The 20,365-nt window shown below is 48.6% G+C and carries 16 protein-coding genes; 7 read left to right on the forward strand and 9 right to left on the reverse strand.

Going from position 1 to position 20,365, the window contains the following annotated elements; translation table 11 throughout:
• The first annotated feature begins 17 nt into the window (after positions 1–17).
• Positions 18–2,012: a monovalent cation:proton antiporter family protein gene (locus I0P70_RS03980; protein ID WP_196114887.1), complete on the forward strand. Its 1,995-nt coding sequence runs from the start codon at positions 18–20 to the stop codon at positions 2,010–2,012.
• Between the two features lie 41 nt (positions 2,013–2,053).
• Here the strand turns inward: I0P70_RS03980 and I0P70_RS03985 are convergent, their stop codons facing one another.
• Entirely contained in the window at positions 2,054–2,653 is a 600-nt protein-coding gene (locus I0P70_RS03985) for a DUF4136 domain-containing protein (protein WP_196114888.1), read from the reverse strand.
• Positions 2,654–2,890: 237 nt separating this feature from the next.
• Between I0P70_RS03985 and I0P70_RS03990 the strand changes: the two genes are divergently transcribed.
• Together I0P70_RS03990 and I0P70_RS03995 are read left to right on the forward strand one after the other, a co-directional pair.
• Complete coding sequence (locus I0P70_RS03990; RefSeq protein WP_196114889.1) at positions 2,891–4,180, forward strand: acetyl-CoA hydrolase/transferase family protein; 1,290 nt, start codon at positions 2,891–2,893, stop codon at positions 4,178–4,180.
• Positions 4,181–4,240: 60 nt separating this feature from the next.
• Positions 4,241–5,086, forward strand: coding sequence for a DUF1206 domain-containing protein (locus I0P70_RS03995; protein ID WP_196114890.1), 846 nt, complete (start codon positions 4,241–4,243; stop codon positions 5,084–5,086).
• A gap of 10 nt (positions 5,087–5,096) precedes the next feature.
• Here I0P70_RS03995 and I0P70_RS04000 read toward each other — a convergent pair whose 3' ends face one another.
• Positions 5,097–5,285: a hypothetical protein gene (locus tag I0P70_RS04000; protein WP_196114891.1), complete on the reverse strand. Its 189-nt coding sequence runs from the start codon at positions 5,283–5,285 to the stop codon at positions 5,097–5,099.
• An 82-nt stretch (positions 5,286–5,367) separates the two neighbouring features.
• Positions 5,368–5,535, reverse strand: a complete 168-nt coding sequence (locus I0P70_RS04005) for a hypothetical protein (RefSeq protein WP_196114892.1) — start codon at positions 5,533–5,535, stop codon at positions 5,368–5,370.
• Between the two features lie 302 nt (positions 5,536–5,837).
• Here I0P70_RS04005 and I0P70_RS04010 point away from each other — a divergent pair, with 302 nt between their 5' ends.
• Positions 5,838–7,196: a sigma-54 dependent transcriptional regulator gene (locus I0P70_RS04010; protein ID WP_196115033.1), complete on the forward strand. Its 1,359-nt coding sequence runs from the start codon at positions 5,838–5,840 to the stop codon at positions 7,194–7,196.
• Between the two features lie 62 nt (positions 7,197–7,258).
• Here I0P70_RS04010 and I0P70_RS04015 read toward each other — a convergent pair whose 3' ends face one another.
• Positions 7,259–8,356 carry a PAS domain S-box protein gene (locus tag I0P70_RS04015; protein WP_196114893.1) on the reverse strand — a complete coding sequence of 366 codons (1,098 nt, stop codon included), beginning with the start codon at positions 8,354–8,356 and terminating at the stop codon, positions 7,259–7,261.
• 531 nt (positions 8,357–8,887) lie between these two features.
• Between I0P70_RS04015 and I0P70_RS04020 the strand changes: the two genes are divergently transcribed.
• The 3 genes from I0P70_RS04020 to alr all read left to right on the forward strand — a co-directional run bounded on the left by I0P70_RS04020 (position 8,888) and on the right by alr (position 15,305).
• A complete protein-coding gene (locus I0P70_RS04020) occupies positions 8,888–12,847 on the forward strand; it encodes a PAS domain-containing hybrid sensor histidine kinase/response regulator (protein WP_196114894.1) in 3,960 nt (1,319 codons plus the stop codon).
• A 126-nt stretch (positions 12,848–12,973) separates the two neighbouring features.
• The gene (locus I0P70_RS04025; protein WP_196114895.1) at positions 12,974–14,146 is read left to right on the forward strand and encodes an amidohydrolase; all 1,173 of its coding nucleotides are present in this window, start codon (positions 12,974–12,976) and stop codon (positions 14,144–14,146) included.
• Positions 14,147–14,153: 7 nt separating this feature from the next.
• Entirely contained in the window at positions 14,154–15,305 is a 1,152-nt protein-coding gene (gene alr / locus I0P70_RS04030; protein ID WP_196114896.1) for an alanine racemase, read from the forward strand.
• Here alr and I0P70_RS04035 read toward each other — a convergent pair.
• From I0P70_RS04035 to I0P70_RS04055, 5 genes are all read right to left on the reverse strand, one after another.
• Positions 15,302–16,147, reverse strand: a complete 846-nt coding sequence (locus I0P70_RS04035; RefSeq protein WP_196114897.1) for an ion transporter — start codon at positions 16,145–16,147, stop codon at positions 15,302–15,304. The two genes, alr and I0P70_RS04035, sit on opposite strands and share 4 nt — an antisense overlap.
• Positions 16,148–16,156: 9 nt before the next feature.
• The gene (locus I0P70_RS04040; RefSeq protein ID WP_196114898.1) at positions 16,157–17,545 is read right to left on the reverse strand and encodes a TIGR00341 family protein; all 1,389 of its coding nucleotides are present in this window, start codon (positions 17,543–17,545) and stop codon (positions 16,157–16,159) included.
• A gap of 42 nt (positions 17,546–17,587) precedes the next feature.
• Positions 17,588–18,934 carry a DUF2254 domain-containing protein gene (locus I0P70_RS04045; protein ID WP_196114899.1) on the reverse strand — a complete coding sequence of 449 codons (1,347 nt, stop codon included), beginning with the start codon at positions 18,932–18,934 and terminating at the stop codon, positions 17,588–17,590.
• Between the two features lie 114 nt (positions 18,935–19,048).
• Entirely contained in the window at positions 19,049–19,423 is a 375-nt protein-coding gene (locus I0P70_RS04050; RefSeq protein WP_196114900.1) for a Crp/Fnr family transcriptional regulator, read from the reverse strand.
• A 13-nt stretch (positions 19,424–19,436) separates the two neighbouring features.
• Positions 19,437–20,345: a universal stress protein gene (locus I0P70_RS04055; protein WP_230391971.1), complete on the reverse strand. Its 909-nt coding sequence runs from the start codon at positions 20,343–20,345 to the stop codon at positions 19,437–19,439.
• Positions 20,346–20,365: the final 20 nt, after the last annotated feature.

A 20,365-nucleotide genomic window follows, 5' to 3' on the forward strand; every position in this document is an offset into this window, starting at 1 on the left:
GGGCAAATTAAAATCGAATGGAAATTCCTTTACTATCTGACGTCGTTATTATTCTGGGATTGGCCGTGGTGGTTATTCTGCTCTTTCAGCGCTTCAGGCTACCAACCATTCTGGGTTTCCTGATGACGGGTGTGATTGCCGGTCCGCACGGCCTCAACCTGATTGCAGATGTACACGACATTGAGATTCTGGCCGAGATCGGTGTAATTCTGCTTCTTTTTATCATCGGGATGGAGTTTTCGCTGCGCAACCTGGCCCTGATCAAGCGGACTGTCTTGCTGGGAGGAGCTACCCAGGTCCTCGTCACGATTTTGCTGGTTGGCCTTGTCCTGATGATGTTCAACTTCACAGCAGCCGAAGGTTTCTTTGTTGGTTTCCTGTTTGCCCTCAGCAGTACGGCCATCGTGCTCAAGCTATTGCAGGACAAAGGCGAGATCAACAGTCCGCATGGAAAGGTGGTGCTGGGCATTCTCATCTTTCAGGACATTGTGGTCGTACCCATGATGCTGGTGGCGCCCCTGATGGCGGGCGGTTCCGAGAACATTGTGATCGAATTACTGCTTATGGTGCTTAAGGGTGCCTTTGTGATAGTGTTCGTTTTGATCAGTGCCCGTTATCTGGTACCTAAGCTGCTGTTTATCGTGGCCCAAACCAAGAGCAAGGAGCTTTTCATCCTCAGTATTGTGGTCATTTGTTTTGCGGTGGCCTGGCTAACGCAGAGTCTCGGCTTGTCGCTGGCGCTGGGGGCGTTTATGGCCGGTTTGATCATATCAGAGTCGGAGTATAGCCACCAGGCCACAAGTAACATCCTTCCTTTCCGTGAGATCTTCACCAGCTTCTTTTTCGTGTCGATCGGTATGTTGCTCGACTTTGGGTTCATGCTGCAACACTTGCCGCTGATCCTGCTGCTGACTGTCTGCACCTTTATACTGAAAGGGGTAATCGCTGCCATGGCCGCCCGAATATTACAGTACCCATTGCGCACCTCCATACTGGTTGGTCTTTCGCTTTTTCAGGTAGGTGAGTTTGCGTTTATTCTCTCCAAAACAGGTATAAACAGTGGTCTGCTCTCTCAGGAGGTGTACCAGTATTTCCTTTCTGTTTCGCTGCTGACCATGGCGATTACCCCTTTTGTGATCGGTTCTTTTCACACTATTGCCAATAAACTAAGTGCCCGCTGGGTACCTGTTAATAACCAGATACCCAATGCCCCTGCCAACGCCGATGCTTTAGATGATATGCACCATCTGGAAGACCACATTGTGATCATCGGTTATGGCATAAACGGACGCAACGTGGCCAAAGCGGCACGCCATGCCAGCATACCGTACGTGATTGTGGAGCTCAATGCTGTAACCGTAAAAGAAGAACGCCTGCGTGGAGAACCCATACTCTATGGTGACGCCGTACACGGTGTCATCTTATCGCATATCAATATACACAAGGCCCGGGTGGTGGTGATCGCCATATCCGACCCTGAAGCGACTAAGCGAATTATTTCCAGCATCAGAGAAGTGAGCGATAAAGTGCATATCATTGTCAGAACCCGCTTTGTGCAGGAGATGGAAGAGAACTTCCGGTTGGGAGCCGATGAGGTGATACCTGAGGAGTTTGAGACGTCGATCGAGATTTTTACCCGCGTGCTTTCCAAATACCTGATGCCACGAGATGAGATCGCCAACTTTACTTACAGCATCCGGGCCGATAATTATGATATGCTGCGCAGCCTGACAGGCAGCAAAACCAATGCTGGAAATATATCAACTGACCTGCCAGATATTGAAGTAGCCAGTCTGCGGATCTATACCAAGGATGACTCGCTGGTGGGTAAAACCCTTATTGAAGCCGATGTACGTAATCGCTTTGGAATCACGGTGGTAGGTATAAAGCGGGATGGCGATACGCTACTGGAGATCAATGCCCAGACAAAACTGAAACGCGGTGACGTGGTTTATGTGGTGGGCAAGCCGTCTGATGTGATGCGATTCAATAATTTTGTAAGGGCTGATTAAGTCTGAAAAAATAAACCCCGCTGCTTTGGCGGGGTTTCATATTAAGGATGCACAGCAGCAGGCAGCCGCTTGACAATTTCCTGCACCAGACTTCTCACCTTGCTGTAGTTCGCATCAAAATTCTTCACGGCGCCTTCCGTCCAGCCGCGCCAGAGCAGCTGTTTTGATTTCGGCTCAATCACATCCACAATGAGCGTGCCCTGCTTAAAGAGATCTACTGCGCGGTAGCCGGGCAGCTCCGCATTGCCATAACTATACCTGTAGCCAGACATATAGGCATAGCTGTACCCAAATCCCGGGCCATACAGTTCCGGTTTGTCCATCGCATCCGGTACCGATACGCTCACATCATAAGCTACTAACATATCTGGATTCACGGTAGTTTTGGTATAGCCCTTGCGCTGCAGTTCTTCCTCTATCGACTGCAGCAGGTGCTTGTGCAGATCCGCATCAAAGCCCTGTCCATAAGTCGGCTGAGCAGACGGTGTGGGTTGGTACCAGGCATAGGTGCTTTTTTTGCTTAATACGCCTTCTGATGAACTGATCGTGCTGGTGTTGTCAATGCCGGAAGTGGCCACGCAGGAACTGAAAAAGAGTGCGCACAGAACGAGGTATAGCGCTGAGGACAGTTTATTTTTCATGCTTTTCATAGTAGATGCTGGTGTTTGGAGGGCTAAGGCAGCAGGCTCTTCTCCTCCCCTCCTTACGCAAGCTCATTTTTAAGGGTGACAATTATCATCGCTTGCTTTCAAATTTATATATTCTTTTGCGAATAAATAAATATGCCGGCACGAAATAAGAGGCATTTCAAACCGAGCAAAAGACCAGCCGTAAGTTAAGCGATACGCTCAAGGCTTAAGATTAAAAACAAGGAACCCATGAATCAACCCCAATTGAAGTACACCTCAGCTGAAGAAGCACTTTCTGTTATCAAGTCAGGCGATCGCGTATTTGTGCATGGCAGTGCAGCCACACCACAGTACTTGCTGCACAAACTGGCCGAGCGCGCAGATGAACTGCGTAACGTGGAGCTAGTGAGTATATCCACTTTTGGTGACATGCCCTGCGCCGAAGAGCGATGCAGCGATGCCTTTTACATAAACTCCCTGTTCGTGTCAGCCAATGTGCGGGAGGCTGTAAACAGTGGCCGCGGCGACTATGTGCCCATCTTCCTGAGTGAGATTCCTAACCTGTTCCGCTCGGGCATTATGCCGCTGGATGTAGCCATCGTGCACGTGTCGCCACCCGACCGCCATGGTTTTTGCTCCCTGGGTGTTTCCGTTGACATCGCCCGCCAGGCTGTTATCAGTGCGCAGCATGTCATCGCGCAGGTAAACCCGCAAATGCCCCGTACCCATGGCGACGCCCTGATCAACATCCGCCGCTTCGATGCGCTGGTGGAGGTGAACGAGCCCCTGCCGGAAGTTGACTATAGTCAGCGCATCACCCAGACTGAGGAGACCATCGGCCGTTACATTGCCGAACTGGTAGAAGACGGCGCCACCCTGCAAATGGGAATAGGCGCTATACCTGACGCAACGCTCAACAGCCTGACAAATCACAAAGGCCTGGGCATTCATACAGAGATGTTCTCCAATGGTATCCTGCCGCTGGTAGAGCAGGGAATAATTACCAACGAATTCAAGAAGAAGCATCCGGGAAGAATTGCGACTGGCTTTATTGTCGGCAACCGCAAATTGTATGATTTTGTAGATGACAATCCGCTGATCACCATGCTGAGTTCTGATTATGTGAACGATGTCACTGTCATTCGCTCCAACCCCAAAGTAACGGCCATCAACAGTGCGATAGAGATTGACCTGACCGGCCAAGTAGTTTCCGACTCCATTGGTACCTACCAGTTTTCAGGTATAGGCGGTCAGATGGACTTTATCCGGGGTGCTGCCCTTTCCAAAGGTGGTAAGCCTATTATTGCGCTGCCATCTGTCACCAACAAAGGTATTTCGCGGATCACGCCTTATATCAATCAGGGTGCCGGTGTGGTGACGACTCGTGCCCACGTGCATTATGTAGTAACAGAATATGGGGTTGCTTACCTGTACGGCAAAAACCTTCGTCAGCGCGCCAGGGCCTTGATCGAAATCGCACATCCTGATCATCGTGCCCGTCTTGAGGAAGAGGCGTTCAAGCGGTTCAAAAACTTATAGCCAGGGTGCTAAACTTTAGCTTTAAGTTTGCGTGTATGGGAAGGTTACTATACATACCTTATGGACATCTCAATATCCCCTTCCCATATACCTTCCCCTCGTCCGGAGTGGGTCGTACGGTTTGCCCGCATTGGCCTGATTGCTAAAGGAGTTGTGTACTGCCTGGTTGGAGCGCTGGCTTTTATGGCGGCTTTTGAACTCGGCGGACAGACAGAACAGGGCGCCGGCAAGACCGGTGTCTTTCAGTTTATCATGGAGCAGCCTTATGGACAGGTACTGCTGGCTATTGTAGCGGCGGGTATGCTCTGCTATACCTTGTGGCGACTCATACAGGCCATCCGCGACACGGAAGACAAGGGCAATGATGCAAAAGGTATAGGCAAACGCATCGGCTACGCATTCAGTGGATTAGTTTACGGGGCGCTTGCCTTTACAGCAGCCCAGTTGCTACTAGGCAACGGCGGCGGAAGCAATGGAACAGATTCTCGGCAGACGCTTGCCCGCGAATTGCTGTCACAACCCTTTGGGCAGTGGTTACTGGGAGCCGTGGCTATCGGCACGATGATCATGGGGCTTTACCAGTTTTACAGGGCCTATTCCGGTAAGTATATGAATAAAGTGCAATCAGAACAGCTGAAACCGGAGGTTCGTACCTCTCTCGTCCGTGCCGGTCTGGTGGGCTACATTGCCCGTGGAATTGTCTGGCTGATCATTGGGTACTTGTTGCTGCGGGCTGCCATTAAAGCTAATTTCCGTGAGGCTGGCAGCAGTTCGCAAGCTTTTCAGTTTCTGGAGGAGGCTTCATATGGCTCTTACCTACTGGGTGTACTGGCCCTAGGACTGATCTGCTACGGCGTGTTCATGTTTGTGCGGGCCAAGTGTGAGGTGATCAGCACAAAGGGATAGCCGGATTTACTTAGAAATCTGCAGGATGCCGTGCTCCTGTAACGCCTTTTTCATACAGTCCATGGCCTTGGTTTTGCACCATGATCTTGTCATGGAAGTCACGTACCTTAACTGTGTCGTATTTCCAAAATTGTAGTTTAAAAGCAAGTATGGTATCTGCCAGCAAATTTTCGACAATGCCATACAGTGCAAAGCCCATTACAAAAACTGATAAGTCAGCTCCGCCTTAAAGGCCTCCTGCTATACCTGCCAGCCCAACCAGTTGCTGCATGATAGTCAGGCTACCCAGAATGAAGCCGACGCACGATGTTTGATACAAAGTTGACAAGAAGCGGAATATCTACCCTTCTGGCAAGCCTGTTCTGCACCAGCACGCTGAGCTTTCCGGCCACAAATATAAAGAGGTGCAGAAGAACGAATGAGATCATCAACTCCGTCAGTGTCATCATATACCTGTTGTACTGGTCAGCCAGTGAATTACGGATGCATGTGTCAGTTTCATGCTATCTTCTTTAAGTGTACTTTCCTGTATAGGTTTAGCTGTTTTAATTGAACAATTCTCTAAGTTAAGCTGCAACAGGCAGGGCCGTCCAGGCCTTCTTGTGTAAGTACTGAACCATGGCTGATTATAATATTATTTTGAAATGTTCATTAAGCGGTACAGTTAAACCAAAATTGAGTTGGATTCTGTTAACAGGATATAACTTTTCAGTTATATTTGACTCAAATTTTGCAATTATCCTACTACCTGATGACAAACGGTTCTTTTAAGATATTCATTCTGGATGACGATGTGTGGTACAGCGAACTGCTGGAATACCACCTTTCGCTCAATCCAGACTACGAAATCCATAAATTTCACTCAGCAAATGAATGCCTTGCCAGTATGCACCTGCGCCCGAATGTGGTAACGCTGGACTACTCGCTGCCTGATAAAAACGGATCGGAAGTACTCAGACGCATAAAAGAACAAAACCCAGATGTGCAGGTTGTGGTGATTTCGGGTCAGGAAGATGTAGCCACAGCTGTGGACCTGCTTAAGCTGGGCGCCTATGACTACATCGTAAAAGACGAAGACACGCCCGAACGCCTCTGGAACACAATCAATAAAATCCGTGAAAATGTATCGCTGCGCGAAGAGATTGACTACCTGAAAGAAGAGATCGGGCAGAAATACGACTTCGGTAAAGTGATCATTGGTAACAGTGACGCCATCAAGAAGGTGTTTAACCTGATGGATAAAGCCACTAAAACCAATATTACCGTGTCGGTGCATGGTGAGACGGGTACAGGTAAGGAGCTTGTTGCCAAAGCGATACATTATAACAGCACCCGCAAAAAAGCTCCTTATGTGGCAGTAAACGTAGCGGCTATACCTCGTGAACTGATCGAAAGTGAGTTGTTCGGTCACGAAAAGGGAGCCTTCACCGGTGCTGTGTCACGCCGCCTGGGTAAGTTCGAAGAAGCAAACAAAGGCACTATTTTTCTGGACGAGATTGGGGAGCTTGACATTAGTTTGCAAGCCAAACTGCTGCGCGTACTCCAGGAAAAGGAAATCACACGTGTAGGAGGTAATGCTGTCGTGCCGGTTGATGTCCGCATCATTGTAGCGACGCATAAAAACCTGGCTGAAGAAGTAAAGAAGGGACGTTTCAGAGAAGATTTGTATTACCGTTTGCTCGGTCTTCCGATTCAGTTGCCGCCATTGCGTGAGCGGGGTAGCGATATACTGGTTCTGGCAAAATTCTTCATTGATGCCTTTGCCAAAGAGAATGGTCTCGGACGTAAACACTTGTCGCCAGATGCACAGCAGAAGCTCCTCTCCTATGCTTTCCCGGGTAACGTACGCGAACTAAAAGCACTGGTGGAACTGGCTGTGGTATTAGCTGACGAAGATGCCATACAGGAGCAGGACATTAACTTCTCTGCCAGCCATACCGAGAAGGACTTTCTGGCTGAAGAGCGTAGCCTCAAAGAGTATACAACCGCCATCATTCAGCGTTTCCTGGACAGGTATGACTACAATGTATTACTTGTAGCTGACAAGCTGGACATTGGGAAGTCAACGATCTATCGGATGATACAGAGCAATGAACTTATCGTGAAGTAAGGTTAAGAAGTGGTCCAAAAGCAACCTGTTGAGAGTACTGCTTTCCAGAAATCAAATCTGGGTTAGTGCGTAGGTAATGTTATCGTGAAGATAGTTCCTTTGTCTACTTGACTTTCAACGCTGATCTGACCGCCCATTAGCCTGACCTGTTGGTTCACGATGTAGAGTCCCAGCCCGTTTCCTTCTGCTACTTTCGGAGCAAAGCGGCGGTGCATCTGAAACAGTTCCTTGCCTATGGTAGTGAGGTCCATGCCAATGCCATTGTCTTTTACCTCTATGGTAATCAGCTCGTCTTGTAATAAAGCTTTCACGCTTACTATAGTGGGGCGATCCAGGCTGCGATACTTCAGGGCATTGGAGATCAGATTGCGAATGATGCTGTTGAAATATGCCTTGATGGTATGAATCTGAAGGTTATCTGCTATTTCCAGTTCTACACTTGCATTGGCCTGACGGATTTCTTCCTGAAAGAAATTGACGATACGCTTGATGGTTTTGTTGACGTCTACCTCTTCCTTGCTCTCCTTACCCGTCGACTGCAGTGCGATCAGTTCATTAAGGTCGCGCAACATCACGTCAACTGACTCTACAGTGTGCAGTAAGTAGCGCTTTACCTGCTTTTCCTTATTCTCCGGCAGGTTGCCTTGCAGGAGCCGCGCAAAACCCAAGGCATTGGCGACCGGCTTTCGCATGTCATGGGCCAGTATTTTCCGAAATATCTCCAGCTCGTCGTTGTGTACTTTCAGGAGAGCTGTGTATTTCTCCAGCTCTATCTCCTTTTGCTTCTTATCTGTAATGTCTTTAGCGATGCCAAAGATGGCCAGAATGCGCGTGTCGTTTTTGAGCGGAAAATTTGTGACGTCCAGGTATTTGATGCCGTTATCCGTTACAATGGAAGTTTCGTAGCGCTGCGGCTTGTCTTCCTTCGAATCTTGGAAACGCTCCTGCGTAAAGGCCTTCCTGCTTTCTTCGATGAGTGGCTCAAAACTTTGCCCGATCAGCTCCTCCCGGTCATACCCCGTGATGCGACATACCTCCTCATTCACCATCATAAATTTCCCCTCTAGATCCAACAGGAAGATGGCATCCGGGTGGTTGAGAAAAAGTGTTTGGTTAAGTTTTTCGAACTGAAACAGTTCAAATTCTTTATTTATATCCATTGGTAAAGGGATACCTGATGTAGTCATATGGGCTCGTTATTTAATGTACGGCTGCTATCATGAATCGACGTGTTTTGTATACTTATCTCCTCAAGTTTTTTATCTGTCATCGGTTTCTCAACCCTAACCTCCAACAGTAGCGGATACTTCCTGTATTTAGGTCAATCGAGTGAGTAATGTAGCCCTTCAATTCAACGTTAACCGTCATGAAGTTAATACGGCATTGCATCCAGCAGCTAAATTTTGGCGTCTCAAGCGGAAGTTAAAAATATGCTGAATTCGATGTTGTTTCGTCAGTAACATAGGCTGTGCCAGAGCGTGGCTTGATACCGATCAACTGCAAAGCCTGAGGAAGCATTAGTTAAGTGGAGCAGCTATAGCTAGCATCATGGCAATAGTGTGGTTATGAGACATGTTATAAAATAATCCATATTGTGTTAAATTAAATCCTCACATTAATTGTTACTCCACTGAAAAGCGATAATTTGCGAATAAATCCGCCTCTCCTTTTACACGGGTTTTATTGATTGCATGATGGAAACTTCATATGAGCTGCAGGAATTGCAACAGGAGCTCGAAAAAGAAAGAAAAGCCCGGCAGGGAGCTGAAGCAAGAGCTGAAACCTTAGCCTGCGAGTTAGAGTCACTCCGTTCTCATCCGTCTGATACTACAACAGAGCTTGTGCAAAACGTCATGCACATGGTGCCGAGCATTGTCTATATCTACGATCTGGATCAGAACAAAAGCATCTACCTTAATAACTGCATTAAAACGATTCTGGGGTATACGCAACAGGAGCTGGATGCGATGGATGGACATTTCTTTATGTCTGTCGTGCAGGAAGCTGACAGGCCCCTTCTGCTGCAGCATACTTCCGGGATGCTGAGTGCCCAAGATGGCGAAGTGCGTGAGATTACGTATAGTGTGCGTGCCAGCGACGGGACGAGCAGAACGCTCTTCTGTCGGGAATCAGTGTATAAGCGCAATGCCGATGGCAAAGTTAGCCAGATCATTGGATCAGCCGAAGATATCACCAAACTGCGCCAGAAAAACCAGGAACTAGCCTATCAAAAAGAGTTCTATGAAGCTATCCTGAATAACCTTCCTTCGGATGTGGCCGTGTATGATAACCAGCTGCGCTACATTTTCGTGAACCCCGCAGCTGTGTCAGACCCTCATCTGCGGGAATGGATCATCAACAAAACAAATGAAGAGTACTGCGCTTACCGCAATGTGCCACTGCATCGCATAGAAACACGGGGCAAACACTTACTCAAGACGATGGAGGAGCGCCGGCAGGTGGTCTTCGAGGAAAAGCTTGTCGATAAGCAAGGCAATGCCAGCTACCATATTCGTAAGCTCAACCCTGTGCTCGATGAGCAGGGCGAAATAAAAATCATAATTGGCCACGGCCTCAATATTACTGACCTGCATCATGCGCAGCAGGAAATCAAATCCAGCGAGGCAAAGATCAGGGCTATTCTGGATGCCATACCGGACCTGATGTTTATCATAGACAAGCAGGGGGTATACCTGGAGATGCATAACGAACACTCCCAGTACGAGGTGATGCAGGCATCTGATGTGATCGGCAAAACACTATTCGATATGCTGCCTGCTCCTCTGAGTCAGAAGAGCTTTGACCTGCTGCAGAATGTGCTGGCAACCGGGCAGATGCACTCTATAAATTACGAGTTGAAGTCACGCTATTATGAGGGTCGCATTGTGAAGTACAATGATGAGCAGGTACTCACCATTGTGCGGGATGTTACTGAGGAGCGCAAAGCTGCAATCGAAGTAAAGGAGAAAAATGACTTTATCAGACTGGTACTCGACACCAGTCCTACCCTGATATATGTAAAGGACGGCGAAGGCAATTTCAAACTCGTAAACCAGGTGTGTGCGGCTCTGTTTGGACTGAATCCGGAAGACCTATTGAATCAAAATACGCATGACCTGCACCACGTTCCGCAAGAGCTGCATCACTATGACCATGTAGATCAAGTTGTGATACAGACAGGCCAGGAGTTGCGTGTGCAGGACAGCTATACCTTGCCTGATGGTCGAGTGGAGTGGTTTAATACCATCAAGAAGCCGCTTACAACGAATAATGGAGAAGTGCATGTGCTCGGCATCTCCACTAACATAACCGAGCAGTATAACGCCAACAAAAAGCTGGAGGAAAGCGAGGAACTTCACAGACTGCTCTCTGAAAATTCCCGTGACCTTGTTTGTCTGCATGATGCCGCAGGAACTTATCTGTATGTGTCCAATGCCGTAGAGGAAATGTTAGGCTACAAATCTGCTGAGTTAGTCGGTTTATCAGCCTACCAGATCATACACCCGGATGATGCAGAGAAGGTGCAGACCATGGGACATCGGGTCGCCCTAGAGGAGAAACACGACACCACGGTGCAGCATCGCAAAATGCACCGAGATGGCTATTACATCTGGGTAGAAACGAGCATCAAGCCCATTACGGATAGCGATGGGAACGTGATCAAAATACAGTCTTCGTCGCGTGATATTACAGAGCGTCGCCTGGCTGAAGAGGCGCTCAAGAAGAGTGAGAAGAAATATCGTGACCTGATCAAGTACAGCCAGGCCTACATGTGTACGCATGATATGCAGGGCGTTATCCTGTCTGTCAATCCTTACCTGGTGGAAATGCTTGGCTATGAGGAGGAAGAGGTAATCGGCAAAGAACTGAAACAATTCTTCCCGCTGCTGCACCGCCAGTACTTCCCGCAGTATCTGAAGCAATTTGAGGATAATACAGTTGTGAAAGGCATCCTGTGCATACTGCGCAAAGACAAAGAAGAGCGTTTCCTCAATTACCAGAACTACAAGGTGAGTGAAGATGGGCAGGAGCCCTATGTGATCGGTATCGCCCAGGACGTGACTGACCGCATTCAGACAGAGCGTGAGCTTAAGAATGCCAAGGAGGCAGCTGAGGAATCAGCGCGTGTGAAAGAGAACTTCCTGGCCAACATGAGCCATGAGATCCGAACGCCGCTAAATGGTATACTGGGTATGAGCGGACTGTTGCACAAGACGCAGCTGGACGAAACGCAGCTTAATTACCTCAAAATCATTAATCAGTCGGCTGACAATCTTTTGGTAGTCATCAACGACATACTGGATGTGGCCAAAATAGAGGCCGGCAAACTGGAACTGGAGTCCATTCCGTTCAGGATCGAAGAGACCGTGCAGGCTGCATATCAGACATTGAAATATAAGGCCGAGGAAAAAGACATTGCCCTTCAACTTGGTACATTGGATTTGCCTCATACCTTGCTGCAGGGTGACCCATACCGCCTGAACCAGATCCTGCTCAACCTTTTGAACAATGCCATCAAGTTTACAGAGGAAGGAAGCGTGACGCTGCAGGCCAAAACACTGGAAGAAACGGCTTCTACCCTCACGATTGAGTTTGCAGTCGAGGATACAGGTATAGGCGTGCCGGCTGACAAAAAGGACCTGATTTTCGAAGGTTTTACGCAAGCCTATTCCAGCATCACGCGCAAGTACGGCGGCACCGGACTGGGACTTAGCATCTGCAAAAACCTGGTAGAGCGACAAGGTGGTGATATCTGGGTAGAAGACAATCCGGAAGGTGGCAGTATCTTCCACTTTATGATCACCTATCCGAAAAGTGAAGTGGACCAGTTGCCGGAGGACGAAACAGTTGATATTGACTTTGGCAGCCTTGGTGCTGTGAAAGTGCTGCTGGCAGAGGACAATGAAGTAAACGTCTTCCTGGCACAGGCGATCATGGAAGAATGGGGTTTCCAACTGGATGTAGCTGTCAACGGCCTCGAAGCTGTGGAAATGGTACACCAGTCAGCTTATGACATCATCCTGATGGATATTCAGATGCCGGAGCTAAGCGGAATAGATGCCACCCTGCAAATCAGAGCCATGGCCGACGAGCAAAAGGCAGGTATACCAATCATCGCCCTAACTGCCAATGCTCTGAAAGGTGACGCCGAAAAGTACCTGAGCGCAGGGATGAATGATTACCTGTCGAAACCATTTGAAGCAGAGGTGCTTTATACAAAGATTGCCAGCCTGCTTCCTGAAAAGAGAAAAAGTGATCAGTTAGAAGGTGCGGCTATAGCACCACAGCAGGAAGAAATAGTGCCGGCTGAACCGCTCTACAGTATGGAGGTCATCCAAAAAATGTCTCACAATAACGAGGCGTTCATGAACCGCGCCCGCCAGCTCTTTGCAGATACCATACCTGTCACGGTAAAGGATATGCACAAAGCAATGGAGCAGGAAGACTGGAAGATGGTGAGTGCACTGGCCCACAAAGTAAAGTCCACGATCGATACCATGAAGATCGAGTCTTTGAAAGAAGTTGTGCGCTTTGTGGAGGCAAATGCCAAACAAGAGACAAATCTGGTTGAAGTTCGGGAAGGTGTTTCCAGAATCCGGGAGGTGATGCTGAAGGTTGTGGCTGCTATCAGCGCCGAAATAAGCTCTTAATCAAACGTATTATTTTATTGACAGCCTGCCCTGCCAGCCTTTTGTGCTGCCAGGGCAGGCTTTTTTTGTAAAGTTTTAGCGGTAACCTCCGTAAGCCCTACTGACAGCTATACCTATATTTAATTTATGCCCTCTACCCTATCTACGCACTCCATACCTGACTTGAAAGAGATCACAGCGCTACGGCACCATCTGCACCAGCACCCTGAACTTTCCGGACTTGAATTTGAGACAAGCCATACCTTGCGTGGTTTTCTGCAAAGCTACCAACCTGATGAAGTAATTACAGATTTAGGAGGCAATGGCTTTGCAGTGATCTTTAATGGAATGGATCCGGATGCCGGACCTACTGTACTCTTCAGGGCTGAATTGGATGCCCTGCCGATAATAGAGCAGAACGAACTGCCTTATACCTCTATTCAGAAAGGCGTTAGTCACAAATGCGGGCACGACGGACACATGGCTATTTTAGCAGGACTTGCCAGTTTGTTGCACCAGCACCCACTGGACAAAGGAAGGGTGGTCTTGCTGTTTCAGCCGGCAGAAGAAAACGGAGCAGGTGCCTGGGCTGTACTGCACACCCCTGCTTTTCAAGAAATAGCACCTGACTATGTGTTTGCGCTGCACAACATACCAGGCAAGCCTATGGGACAGGTAATCCTGCGGGCAGAGATATTCGCTGCGGCTTCTGTGGGACTCAAGGTACAGTTACATGGAAAAGAGTCGCATGCTGCGGAACCTGAGAACGGTCTGAACCCGGGAGAAGGTATGAGTGAACTGATACAGGCTTTTAATGCCCTGGTGCGTGATCCTCATTCCTTCCAGGACCTGACTTTGCTCACTGTGGTGCATGCCCGGCTGGGCGAAGTTGCATTCGGCACCAACCCGGGATTTGCGGCGGTAATGGCCACGCTTCGGGCCTTTGAACAGGAAGACCTGAACAAACTAAAATCCCTTGCGATAGAATCAGTTAAGCTGGTGTCTATCAAGTATGGATTAAGGTATGATCTGGAGTGGGTGGAGGAGTTTCCGGCTACCCGCAATAGCACGGAGGCAGTTGAACTGATAGAGCAGGCTGCCCGTTACCTGAATATGGAGGTCACGCAGGCAGCACAACCTGTACGTTGGTCCGAAGACTTCGGACACTTTACAAATAGGTATTGCGGTGCTCTTTTTGGATTGGGGTCCGGTCCGGATCAACCGCAGCTACACCACGCTGATTATAATTTCCCTGATGAACTTATATCTGCTGGTGCTTCCCTGTTTTACCGCATCGCAGCATCCCTTCTAAAAGATTAACCGTTTCATGTTCTATAGTTCCTATATCGAGATAAGTCGCTCAGCGCTGGCGCATAACATAGCATTTCTTAAAGCTCAGCTCAGGCCTGGTGTCCGTTTCTCTTCTGTCATTAAAGGCAACGCCTACGGGCATGGCATTGAGGAGTTCGGGCAGCTGGCCTATACCTGTGGCGTTGACCACTTTTCAGTTTTTAGCGCCGATGAAGCCTATCGCCTCCAGCAGGTGCTGCCCCACACCGCTACCATCCTGATCATGGGCTATATCGATGACGAGGAGTTAAACTGGGCTATCACACACAATATTGAATTCTATGTGTTTTCCCTGGATAGGCTAGAACTGGCTGGCAAGGCAGCCAAGGCTTTACAGAAGCCAGCCAGAATCCATCTCGATCTGGAGACAGGGATGAACCGCATCGGATTGAATACGGATGAACTGGAACGTGCTACTGACATTATTCTGAAGCAGCCTGATGCATTTGAGGTTGTTGGCGTATCCACACATTATGCAGGAGCCGAAAGCAGCGAAAATCATGACCGTGTAACAGCCCAGCTGCAGCGCTATCACATGGCCGTACGCATGCTGCAGCAGAAAGGACTCACTATTGAAACGCTGCACACAGCCTGTTCAGCTGCCGTGATGGCCTATCCCGAGACCCACCTGGACATGGTACGGGTAGGCATTATGCAATATGGCTTCTGGCCCAGCCCGGAGATCTACCAGCGTTACATGGGTATCAGCACGGACCGCAGCGACCCTTTGAGGCGGCTGATTAACTGGAAGAGCCGGGTCATGAGCCTGAAAGTAGTTCCGTCTGGTGAGTTCATCGGGTATGGTACGAGCTTTCAGGCAAGTACTGAAATGCTCATTGCCGCTATACCTGTAGGGTATTCCTGGGGCTTTAGCCGTAGTCTCAGCAACCAGGGACAGGTGCTGATCAGGTCGCACAGAGCACCGGTAGTGGGCATCGTGAATATGAACGTATTGATGGTGGATGTGACCGGTATACCGGACGTGGATCTTAAAGACGAGGTAGTGCTGCTTGGCAAGCAGGGCAGTGAGCACATTACGGTGGCTTCGTTTGCTGAATTGAGCACCCAGCTCAACTATGAGTTGTTAACCCGACTCCCGCTGAACATACCCCGGATCATCATTGACTAGATATTACTTCCAACTGCCTCTTCGCGGTGAAGTTCGTAGCCGCAGTTGTCACAAAAATTAGCCGTCAAAGAATGCCCCTCTTTGTAGCAGTTCGGGCAAACACGCGTCGTTGTGTTCAGACGTTCTGCATTGGCGAGTTCTACCGATACGATCCCTGTGGGAACAGCAATGATGCCATAGCCCATGATCATCAGACAGCTAGCCAGGAGTTGCCCGAGCGGTGTTACCGGGGTAATATCTCCGAAGCCTACGGTAGTGAGGGTCACAATGGCCCAATAGATGCTTTTCGGAATGCTGGTGTATCCGCTCTCTCTGCCTTCTATCACATACATCAGCGCACCAACGACTATTACCATCATGAGCACAACTCCCAAAAACACGGTGATTTTAGTCATACTGGCCCGCAAGGCTTTGGACAGGACCTGGCCTTCGTTGACAAAGCTGGTCAGGCGGAACACCCTGGCGATCCGGAGCAATCGGAACACGCGAATGACCAGTAGGTATTGGGAACCAAGTACAAAGAGGCTGAGATAAGTAGGGACAATAGCCAGGAAATCAATAATCCCGAAAAAAGAGAATACATACTTCAAAGGTCGCTCCGAGCTATAGATGCGGAGTATGTATTCAATCGTGAACAGGATGGTAAAGATCCATTCAAGCGTTTGAAACAGAGGTAGGTAGTCCCGTCTCAGGGACACCACACTTTCCAGCGACACCACCACAACACTTGCTATAATCAACAGGAGCAGCATGATATCGAAAGCTTTGCCGGCTGGCGTTTCAGCTTCGAAAATGATGCTGTACAGTTTATGCTTTAGCGTGTCACTGTTGTATGTTGCCATGGACCTGTTTTACAAAGAGGAAGAAACGCGTACGGAGTCTTTCCGGAACCGACTAGCCATATATTGCTGTATACGCTGCTCATACTCAGTTATCTTGGCAGGGTCTACAAATACAGCACTAGTGTTCTTAGTCTGGTTGGCAGGCTGCGGCTTTTTCCACCCGATCATGACTAACATAACTGTATCGAGCTTTGCTTTGTTTTCTGCTACAGACACGATCTCTCCTACCTCCACCTTATCGATCTCCGGGAAAATCAGTTTAAGCTCTCTGCTGGCACTTACCGGCGTGTAAGAGTTGGCAAGTCGCATGAGGCTGTCGGCCCGCTGGCTCTGCATCTTCTGAATTTCGATGGTCTTCAGGAAATCCTTGGTGAGGTTGTTGGTGATGTCGGATGCCATGCGGCGAACATCCTCAGCTGATACATCCAACTGCACCAGCTTTACACGGTGTTTTGAAAGCGAATTCTGGGCCAGCACCTGATCATAATGCTGGAGTAGGGAATCAGGCACAGGGTTGCCAACACTATAAATTTTAATTGTACTCAGCGTATCGGTATCCGTTACTTCCCACTTAATGATTTCATTATTTCGGTTGGCAAAGTCGCGCACGATCAGGTTCTCGATCTTCTTTTTGGTCTGAACGTTTTGATAAATGTTGTAGAGGAAATAGGCGCTTGGCGATACTACAATGAACAGCATCAAGGCCATGATGCGGGCTACCCGGCGCTCAGTGGCCTTGTCTACGTAATGTTTGATATCAAACTTCAGGTATTTTACGATCAGGAAAGTCGCCAGGCTGATAAAGACGGCGTTGATGAAAAACAGGTAGAAGCCCCCGAAAAAGAAATCGAAGCGTCCGAGCGCAAGACCATAGCCAGCCGTACACAACGGCGGCATCAGGGCAGTTGCAATGGCCACGCCAGGTATAGCATTCGATTTATCTGATCTGGAGATAGAGACAATACCTGCCACACCACCAAAAAAGGCGACCATCACATCAAGCAAAGTGGGTTTGGTACGGGCCAGCAGTTCGTTCGTAGGCTCTCCAAGTGGCGTGATCATGAAGTAAAACGTACTCACGATCAGGCCGGCTGCTGCCGCGAGTGAAAGGTTCTTAACAGAGGCCCATAACATTTCGCGGTCATTGATGCCTACTGATAGCCCCACTCCCAGAATCGGAGACATGAGTGGGGAAATAAGCATGGCCCCGATAATAACAGCTCCGGAGCCGGTATCAAGGCCAATTGAAGCCAGCATGGCAGAGCAGATCAGCATCCAGGTATTGTTACCGCGAACAGGAATCTTATCGTAAATTTCGCGGATAGTGCCTGGCTCATCGGTCTCGTGGATGATGTTAAGCACACTGTCCAGGGCTCTCTTAATCGAATCGAAAATCATAAACAGGAATTAGCAATTCCTGTAAAAATAGCTTTTTTTCGCTTAAGTCCCCAATTTAACACTTAGCATCGGGAGCGTTTGAGGTAGTACAGAGGTATCATTGAGGGCTTTTACTAGCTGATTTATCTTTATTCGATCCCCTGGATTCTTGGTCGTTTCTTCTGCATCTGACAAGAGTTGTTGCGCTTCTGTTGTGATGGGAGCCAGTCGCTTGGGGTTACTTTTTGCTGCTTGACTTAAGTTTTTAAGCAAGTTTAACAGTCTTAGCACAATGACAGGGTCTTCTCTGCCATATACCCGGATCGGCCCCAGACAATGACTCAGTAAATCCCTGTAATTCACTTCATCCAAACGCAGACGAAGTACATTATCTTTATCATGAAAGATTTTCTCGTCAGTCAGTTGCATCCGGATGATAAAGAGGTCGGTCAGGTAATCAATCGCTTTTATAGCGGTGCCTGGGTCGTTCACACTGGGGCTTAAAGCCTTGACAGCACTTTCGGTAATCTGTTTGAAACCATAGAGATAGTTCATATCTGCGAGCTCTTCCTGGTAATAACTAATATTGCCGTAAAGATCTTCGCAAAAAGCTTCTTTATCTTTCAGAATACCGGCCACTTTTGCGAATGGCAGGCCTTTGATCACAAAGTGGCCAAGGGGCTGCATGAATTCCAGCACCACATCATGCTTTCTACAAAGCTTGATAATCGCTTTCTTGTCGACTTTTTGCAGGTATCCGCTGAAGTCGCTGTTGAGTTCCCGCCAGTCTCCCGTTTCAAATATTGCCGGAAGTGCCTTTCCTTCATCTTTTAAGATTTCTTCACGCAATTTATCCAGGGTCAGTTCGTAGATGCTCTCCAGAATATTGCCGATCTGAATGGCGGCTGATATGGAATGGATGAAGTATACAAAGAAGGCCAGACAAAGGATGGTAAAGCACATCGCCATGAAAACCGCCAGCCCAGGCAGGTCAGCATCATAACTTTCAGAGCGGATATTTACCATGACAACCAAGGTATAGATCAGCGTTCCCAGGTATAGACCCAGCACTTTTTGATTTGACTTGGAAGAGATCAGCCCTGGTATGACACGGGGTGAAAAGTTTGCACTGGCCTGATTCAGGACCAACATCACCATGGTAAAACTGAAAACGATAAGAGAGAAGATGCCAGTGGCGATCGAACTCAGGATCATCGTGGCTGTTTCGCCGTGCGTGATGATGAAAAAAGGCAATTCATCTTTCAGGGAGTTGCTAATTCCCCTGGTTTCGAAATAGATCATCAGCACTGCAATCCCGAAAAAGAGCAGCGAGATGATAGTCGGGTAAAATCCTATACTGGTAAAGATGAACTGAATGACAAGCTTCAGCCGGCTTATGATTCTCTTCATAGTGCGGTGGCGGGGTTACATTGCTTTATTTTACTGTATGCTTTGGGTATAAGTTATAAAAACAAAAGAGCCGACAGCTTGACACTATCGGCTCCGGATCATAAGCGGGTTGGTTTATTCGAATGCTGTCTTTGTCAGGCTGGCTTCCCAGCTCATCATTTTGAGCAGGTACAGTCGAATCATCGGATTTTCATGAAGTGCTTTTTGCACGGCCTCCTTTTTAATCCTGATCAGGTCGGTATTTTCGAGCGTATAGGCCGTAAAACTGTAGGTGTCGTTGAGTAAGTCGGTGATGCCAAGCAGAAAATCCGGAGGGGCAATCACCTGCTCATCTATACCTGTCGCCTGATCAGCAAAAGCCACGCTTCCCTGGGTGACCAGGTAGAAAGCGGAAACCTCCTCCCCTTGCCTGAAAATACAGCGTCCACGCTCCAGGTGCTCCGGCTCGCCTTCGATCATTCCACTGCTGATGAAATCCCTTACTGCCATGCTGCTTTGATGTTTACTGATGTACAGTCTGCAGTTGCACCTGTTTTTGCTTGCTTGTACAGTTAACACAGCAACCCGAACAAGGTTTCTTTTTATGCTGACGGTAAGTCAGTAGTGGGATGCGTGTATGAAAGGCCATGGTCTTCATGTAGTTTGTGCTAAAGAGGCGTTCCATCAGGTAGTTGTCCTGTGTGGCCAGTATAAGCAGATCAGCCGAAGTCTCTTCCGAAAACTCGCTGATGCCCTCCAGTACGTCCTCTTCTTCCAGTAACCTGAAGGCTACTTTTCGTCCCTTCAGCTGCTTTTCTATTTCCAGCATAGCCGCCTTGTAGGAGCATAATTGGGAGCGTTCTTCTTCACCGTATACCTGCACAAGCGTCAGTTTGGCCTTCAGCTGCTGTGCCAGGTCGGCAATACGGAAGAGCACCTTTTGGTCCTGGTCTGTAAAGTCCGTTGCAAACACCAGGTTTTTCAATTTCCGATAGCGTATGGAGGCCGGGAGTACCATGACCGGACATGAAACAAGATCCATGACGACAGCAGCCAGTTCGGTCGCTTCCCTGTTAAGACCATTGTTTGCCCGTGTTCCGGCATCCATCAGCACCAGGTCGATCTGGTAGTCCTGCACGACGGATTGTATGCTATCGCTTACCTGACCTGGCCGTACCACGCAGTCAAATGGTGCTGCGACTTTAGAGGATTTGAATTCACGGCTAAACACACGCTCGGCAAAAGATCGAAGCTTTTGGATGCAGCTGCTTTGCTGCGTATAAGTCAGGTCGGCAGTTTTGCATGCATGGAACAGGTATAGCTCCGCCCCCAGTGCATGGGCCAGCTGGCCGGCGTAGTAGAGCAGGTCCTCCCCTGTCTCGTTCAGTTCCAGCGGTACCAGGATGCGTTTTGTGTGCGTTAGCGTTGTCATAGTGGTCATGTTTAGTATAG

Origin of the sequence: Pontibacter sp. FD36, assembly GCF_015686655.1 — a bacterium.
Taxonomy (GTDB): domain Bacteria; phylum Bacteroidota; class Bacteroidia; order Cytophagales; family Hymenobacteraceae; genus Pontibacter.

Coding starts and splice junctions, on each gene's coding strand:
- I0P70_RS03980 (WP_196114887.1), top strand. CDS start 18: ATGGAAATTCCTTTACTATCTGACGTCGTTATTATTCTGGGATTGGCC.
- I0P70_RS04010 (WP_196115033.1), top strand. CDS start 5,838: ATGACAAACGGTTCTTTTAAGATATTCATTCTGGATGACGATGTGTGG.
- I0P70_RS04045 (WP_196114899.1), bottom strand. CDS start 18,934: ATGAAGAGAATCATAAGCCGGCTGAAGCTTGTCATTCAGTTCATCTTT.
- I0P70_RS04055 (WP_230391971.1), bottom strand. CDS start 20,345: ATGACAACGCTAACGCACACAAAACGCATCCTGGTACCGCTGGAACTG.
- I0P70_RS04000 (WP_196114891.1), bottom strand. CDS start 5,285: ATGGGCTTTGCACTGTATGGCATTGTCGAAAATTTGCTGGCAGATACC.
- I0P70_RS04005 (WP_196114892.1), bottom strand. CDS start 5,535: ATGATGACACTGACGGAGTTGATGATCTCATTCGTTCTTCTGCACCTC.
- I0P70_RS03995 (WP_196114890.1), top strand. CDS start 4,241: ATGGACATCTCAATATCCCCTTCCCATATACCTTCCCCTCGTCCGGAG.
- I0P70_RS03990 (WP_196114889.1), top strand. CDS start 2,891: ATGAATCAACCCCAATTGAAGTACACCTCAGCTGAAGAAGCACTTTCT.
- I0P70_RS04035 (WP_196114897.1), bottom strand. CDS start 16,147: ATGGCAACATACAACAGTGACACGCTAAAGCATAAACTGTACAGCATC.
- I0P70_RS03985 (WP_196114888.1), bottom strand. CDS start 2,653: ATGAAAAATAAACTGTCCTCAGCGCTATACCTCGTTCTGTGCGCACTC.
- I0P70_RS04020 (WP_196114894.1), top strand. CDS start 8,888: ATGATGGAAACTTCATATGAGCTGCAGGAATTGCAACAGGAGCTCGAA.
- I0P70_RS04040 (WP_196114898.1), bottom strand. CDS start 17,545: ATGATTTTCGATTCGATTAAGAGAGCCCTGGACAGTGTGCTTAACATC.
- I0P70_RS04025 (WP_196114895.1), top strand. CDS start 12,974: ATGCCCTCTACCCTATCTACGCACTCCATACCTGACTTGAAAGAGATC.
- alr (WP_196114896.1), top strand. CDS start 14,154: ATGTTCTATAGTTCCTATATCGAGATAAGTCGCTCAGCGCTGGCGCAT.
- I0P70_RS04050 (WP_196114900.1), bottom strand. CDS start 19,423: ATGGCAGTAAGGGATTTCATCAGCAGTGGAATGATCGAAGGCGAGCCG.
- I0P70_RS04015 (WP_196114893.1), bottom strand. CDS start 8,356: ATGGATATAAATAAAGAATTTGAACTGTTTCAGTTCGAAAAACTTAAC.